The sequence below is a fragment of the Streptomyces sp. P5F9 genome (assembly GCF_057961495.1).
The window spans coordinates 1-5,066 of the sequence record NZ_JBXVPZ010000597.1; the positions used below are offsets into that span (position 1 = coordinate 1).

A 5,066-nucleotide genomic window follows, 5' to 3' on the forward strand; every position below is an offset into this window, starting at 1 on the left:
GGTATGTCTGGGGCTGCTCCGGAAGATCGGGGAGCGGTCCGGTCAGGCCTGGGACTGCTCGGGAGTCAGGTCGGGGGCCTGGCCTGGGCCGACAGACGAAGGGTGCGGTCCGGTTCGGGACGGTGCGAGAGGTTCGCCGGAGGCCCTCAGGGACCGACCGGATGCCTCTCGGCGACCGGTTTGGGTGGGCCGGTGGGTGGCTGGTAGCCTGGGTGGCTGCGCCTCGCCCCTGACCGGTATCTCCGCTCGGTGCGAGACACACCCCAAGAAAAATCATCGGCCCGGGACCCGTGCGGCCCCGTGCCAGAACCTGCAAAGGCTCATTCGTGGCGAACATCAAGTCCCAGATCAAGCGGATCAAGACCAACGAGAAGGCTCGGCTGCGCAACAAGGCCGTCAAGTCCTCCCTGAAGACCGCGATCCGCAAGGCCCGCGAAGCCGCTGCCGCGGGTGACGTCGAGAAGGCCACCGAGTACCAGCGCGCTGCCGCGCGTCAGCTCGACAAGGCCGTCGCGAAGGGCGTCATCCACAAGAACCAGGCCGCCAACAAGAAGTCGGCGCTTGCTTCCAAGGTCACCGCGCTCCAGGGCTGATCCTCCGCACTTGCCTCGGCCCGCACTCGCGCGGACCGGACCAGTAGCAATCCACCGTGAGGACAACGTCGAGCCCTCTACCTCGATTCACGGACAGACATCGTGGTCGCCACGCCACGTACAGTGCCCCCGGACCCACTTCGGGGGCATTGCTGTTTCCCGGGGCGCTCGCGCCGCTCGCGAGTTGAGGCGGAGTTGAGGCGGAGACGGGGTCAGACCTGACCCCGGGACCGGGCCGCCCGGGCGATCGTGACGACCGCCTTCTCCAACGCGTACTCCGGATCGTCCCCACCGCCCTTCACTCCCGCGTCCGCCTCGGCCACCGCCCGCAGCGCGACGGAGACCGCGTCCGGTGTCCACCCCCGCATCTGCTGCCGTACCCGGTCGATCTTCCACGGCGGCATCCCCAGCTCACGCGCCAGATCCGCCGGCCGTCCCCCGCGCGCGGACGACAGCTTCCCGATCGCCCGCACCCCCTGCGCCAGCGCGCTGGTGATCAGCACCGGCGCCACCCCGGTGGACAACGACCACCGCAACGCCTCCAGCGCCTCCGCCGCCCGCCCCTCCACGGCCCGGTCCGCGACCGTGAAGCTCGACGCCTCGGCCCGCCCCGTGTAGTACCGCCCGACGACCGCCTCGTCGATGGTCCCCTCGATGTCGGCGACCAACTGGGAGACCGCGGACGCCAGTTCCCGCAGATCACTGCCGAGGGAGTCGACCAGCGCCTGGCAGGCCTCCGGCGTGGCCGATCTCCCGGTCGCCCGGAACTCACCCCGCACGAACGCCAGCCGGTCCGCCGGCTTCGTCATCTTCGGGCAGGCCACCTCCCGCGCCCCGGCCTTGCGCGCGGCATCGAGCAGCCCCTTGCCCTTGACCCCGCCGGCGTGCAACAGCACCAGCGTGATCTCCTCGGCGGGCGCACCGAGGTACGCCTTCACGTCCTTGACCGTGTCCGCGGACAGATCCTGCGCATTGCGTACGACCACGACCTTGCGCTCCGCGAAGAGCGACGGGCTGGTCAACTCGGCGAGCGTGCCGGGCTGCAGCTGGTCGGAAGTCAGGTCACGTACGTCCGTGTCGGCGTCGGAGGCCCGAGCAGCGGCCACCACCTCCCGCACGGCACGGTCGAGCAGGAGGTCCTCCTGGCCCACGGCAAGCGTCACCGGGGCGAGAGGGTCGTCATTCGCAGTCTTCCTGGCCATTGCGTAAAGCATCGCACGCGCCACTGACAACACGTCCCGCGTGCCGGGGTCGGACGGGGGTGCGGTCGCGGGTTCGGGTTCGGTCGCGGGTTCGGGTTCGCGTGCGAGTGCGGGTTTCCGTTCGGGTTCGGGTGCGAGTGTGACCGTAGAGTCCGCCGCCGCTACGGCTCCTCGCGCCAGCCGTCCCACTCCCCCGCGAACGCGTCCAGCTCCGCGGGGTCGAGCCGCCCGTCCTCGTCCCGCAGGACGAGCAGCCACTGCGCGTCCTCGGCATCGTCCTCACCGGCCAGCGCGTCCCGCACCAGCCGCGGCTCCTCGTCGAGCGCGAACCGCTCCCCGAGCACCTCCGCCGCCTCCTGAGCCGCGTCACGGTCGGGCAGCACCAGCACATGTCTCACATCGCTCACGGGGACATTTTCCGGTACGGCGGCAGGCTCACGCGAACTCACCCCGGGCCCGTCCGGGGTCGTGCGTGCCTACGCGGATTCACGCACCGTCGGCACCACCCCCAGCTCGATCCCGAACCGCTCCCGGTACACCGCCAACACCTCCTCGTCCGTGGTCAGTTCACGTACGTCCCGCGTCCCGTCCGCCCCCGTCACCGTCAGACCGCGACCGCTGAGCGTGACCCGCCCACCGTCGTCCGTGAGCCGTGAGCAGACCAGTGACCGAGTGAAGTGCGACGCGGGCGAGGTGCTGTGCCACCACGCTCCGGCCACGAAGTCACCGAGCACCCGGGGCCGCACCTCCAGCCGGTACTCGGGCCGTCCGTTCCGCACCACGTCCAGGTCGGTCGCCTCCCCCGCACCCGCTCCGGATGCCCCGGCCGCATCCGGTCCCGACGCGACGACCCTGAACGTGCCACCGGGATCCTTCTGTTCACCCCGCTCCTCGAAGGCCAGCGGGTAGTGGCTGTGCGTCCCGAAGCCCACGTCGGCCAGCCACGTGCCCCCGTCCACCGTCCGCACCCGGAGTGCGAGATGGTCGTACGGAATCCCCGTCCGCCCCTCGTCCCCGTACACCCGCGCCGCGAGCAGCGCGACGTCGAAGCCCAGCGCGGTGAGCAACGCGCCGAACAATCCGTTCAGTTCGTAGCAGAACCCGCCCCTGCCCGCGCCCACCACCTTGTCCAGCAGCCGGTTCTCCTCCAGCACGATCTCCTCTCCCAGATGGATCGACAGATTCTCGAACGGCACGGTCTGCAGATGGCGCAGATGCAGCTCGCGGAGGACGTCGACGGTGGGCGACGCCGGGCGCTGGACTCCCAGCCGGCGGAGACAGGCATCAACCTGTGCGGGATTCATGCCCTCAGTCTCGCGCCACCCGCAGCCCGTCTCCTTCCCCGCTCACCGCCAACGCCCCGTCCACATCCGTCCGCAGGACCACCGCGCCCATGGCCCGCAGCGCCGCGACCGTGCTGGGGGCGGGGTGCCCGTAGGTGTTGTTCTCTCCGCAAGAGATCAACGCCAGACGCGGGGCCACCCTGCGTATCAGGTCCGGATCCTGGTAGGCCGAGCCATGATGGGCGACTTTGAGTACGTCCACGCCTCCCAGCAACGCGGCCGCCGGTGATCTCAACAGCTCCTGCTGGGCCGGGGGTTCGAGGTCCCCGAGCAACAGCAGCCGCAGGCCGGCCGTCCGTACCAGCAGGGCGACGCTCGCGTCGTTCGGCCCGTCCGGGTCCGGCGCCGGGCGCGGTGGGGGCCACAGCACCTGCCAGGACAGCGGACCGGTGCGTCGCTGTTCCCCGGCTACCGCCTGGATGATCGGGATGTGCCGTTCCGCCGCCGCCCTCCGTACGGACTCGACCTGGTCCGCGGGCTCTTCGAAGGACGTCGTCTCGATCGCGCCCACCGAGCGGCCCCGCAGCACCCCGGGCAGCCCCGCGACGTGGTCGGCGTGGAAGTGGGTCAGTACGACGAGCGGAATCCTGGTGATGCCGAGCGTGCGCAGGCACTGGTCGACCAGCTTCGGATCGGGCCCGGCGTCCACCACCACACCGGTGTCCTTGCCCGCCGCGAGCACCGTCGCGTCACCCTGACCGACATCACACATCGCGAATCTCCAACCCGGCGGCGGCCACCCCGTGATCACCCGGGTCAACGGCGCCGGCGCCACCACGATCAGCAGCAGCGACAACCCGCAGACACCGCACAGCCAGGGGTGCTTCAACAGCCGCCGCCCGACCAGCACGAGGGCCGCGACAGCGAGCGCAAGCAGCAATGCTCCGGTCCAGCTGCCCGGCCAGTCCACTCCCCCACCGGGCAGCGCCGCGCCGGTCCGGGCGACGTCCGCGATCCACCCGGCGGGCCAACTCGCGCCCCAGGCAAGGACCTTGGCCACCGGCATCGCCACCGGTGCCGTCGCCAGCGCCGCGAAGCCCAGCACCGTGGCCGGTGCGACGGCGATCTCCGCGAGCAGATTGCACGGCACCGCCACCAGACTGACCCGCGCCGACAGCACGGCCACGACCGGCGCGCACAACGCCTGAGCGGCGGCAGCGGCGGCCAGCGCCTCGGCCAGCCGCGGCGGAACCCGGTGCCGACGCAGCGTCTCGCACCAGCGCGGCGCGAGCGTGAGCAGGGCACCGGTGGCCAGCACGGAGAGCAGAAAGCCGTAACTCCGGGCCAGCCACGGGTCGTAGAGCACCAGCAGCAGTACGGCCGTCGCCAGCGCCGGGATCAGTGATCTGCGGCGCCCGGTCGCCAGGGCGAGCAGCGCGACGGCACCGCAGGCCGCGGCCCGCAGCACGCTCGGGTCGGGGCGGCACACGACGACGAACCCGAGCGTGAGCACCCCGCCGAGCAGTGCGGTCGCCCGGAGGGAGATGCCCAACCGCGGTGCCAGACCCCGGCGTTCGATGTGCTGGGCGAGACCGGGTGGTCCGATGAGGAGGGCGAGCAGGATGGTGAGGTTGCTTCCGGAGACGGCCAGGGTGTGCGCGAGGTCGGTCTCCTTGAACGCCTCGTCCAACTCGGGTGTGATCCGCGCGGTGTCCCCGACGACCAGCCCCGGCAGCAACGCCCGCGCGTCCGCCGGCAACCCGTCGGTGGCCTCGCGCAGCCCGGCCCGCAGCCGCCCCGCGAACCGCTGCGCTCCGGACGGCTCCCCCACCACCTCCGGCACCGGCTGGTTCCGCACCCGCAGCACGGCCGCGACCCGGTCCCTGCCCGTCAGCGAGGGCGCCAACCGCGCGGTCACCTTCACCCGCGTCGACGGAAGCAGCCCCAGCCAGGGCGAACGCTCCGGCCCGCCACGGGAACCCCCTGTC

The 5,066-nt window shown here is 71.7% G+C and carries 5 protein-coding genes; 1 reads left to right on the forward strand and 4 read right to left on the reverse strand.

Annotated elements, in window-relative coordinates; genetic code table 11:
• The first annotated feature begins 326 nt into the window (after window positions 1–326).
• Window positions 327–593: a 30S ribosomal protein S20 gene (gene rpsT / locus AC31A1_RS46475; RefSeq protein ID WP_019064182.1), complete on the forward strand. Its 267-nt coding sequence runs from the start codon at window positions 327–329 to the stop codon at window positions 591–593.
• Window positions 594–805: 212 nt separating this feature from the next.
• On the opposite strand, the gene holA is transcribed toward rpsT, so the two are convergent.
• The 4 genes from holA to AC31A1_RS46495 form a co-directional block, all read right to left on the reverse strand.
• Window positions 806–1,795, reverse strand: a complete 990-nt coding sequence (gene holA, locus AC31A1_RS46480; protein WP_489659110.1) for a DNA polymerase III subunit delta — start codon at window positions 1,793–1,795, stop codon at window positions 806–808.
• A gap of 161 nt (window positions 1,796–1,956) precedes the next feature.
• Window positions 1,957–2,202: a hypothetical protein gene (locus tag AC31A1_RS46485; RefSeq protein WP_033285933.1), complete on the reverse strand. Its 246-nt coding sequence runs from the start codon at window positions 2,200–2,202 to the stop codon at window positions 1,957–1,959.
• Window positions 2,203–2,271: 69 nt separating this feature from the next.
• Window positions 2,272–3,099 (reverse strand): arylamine N-acetyltransferase family protein, encoded by an 828-nt coding sequence (locus AC31A1_RS46490; RefSeq protein ID WP_489659111.1) that lies wholly within the window; start codon window positions 3,097–3,099, stop codon window positions 2,272–2,274.
• 4 nt (window positions 3,100–3,103) lie between these two features.
• On the reverse strand, window positions 3,104–5,066 hold a 1,963-nt coding region (locus AC31A1_RS46495), incomplete at its 5' end, for a ComEC/Rec2 family competence protein (RefSeq protein ID WP_489659112.1).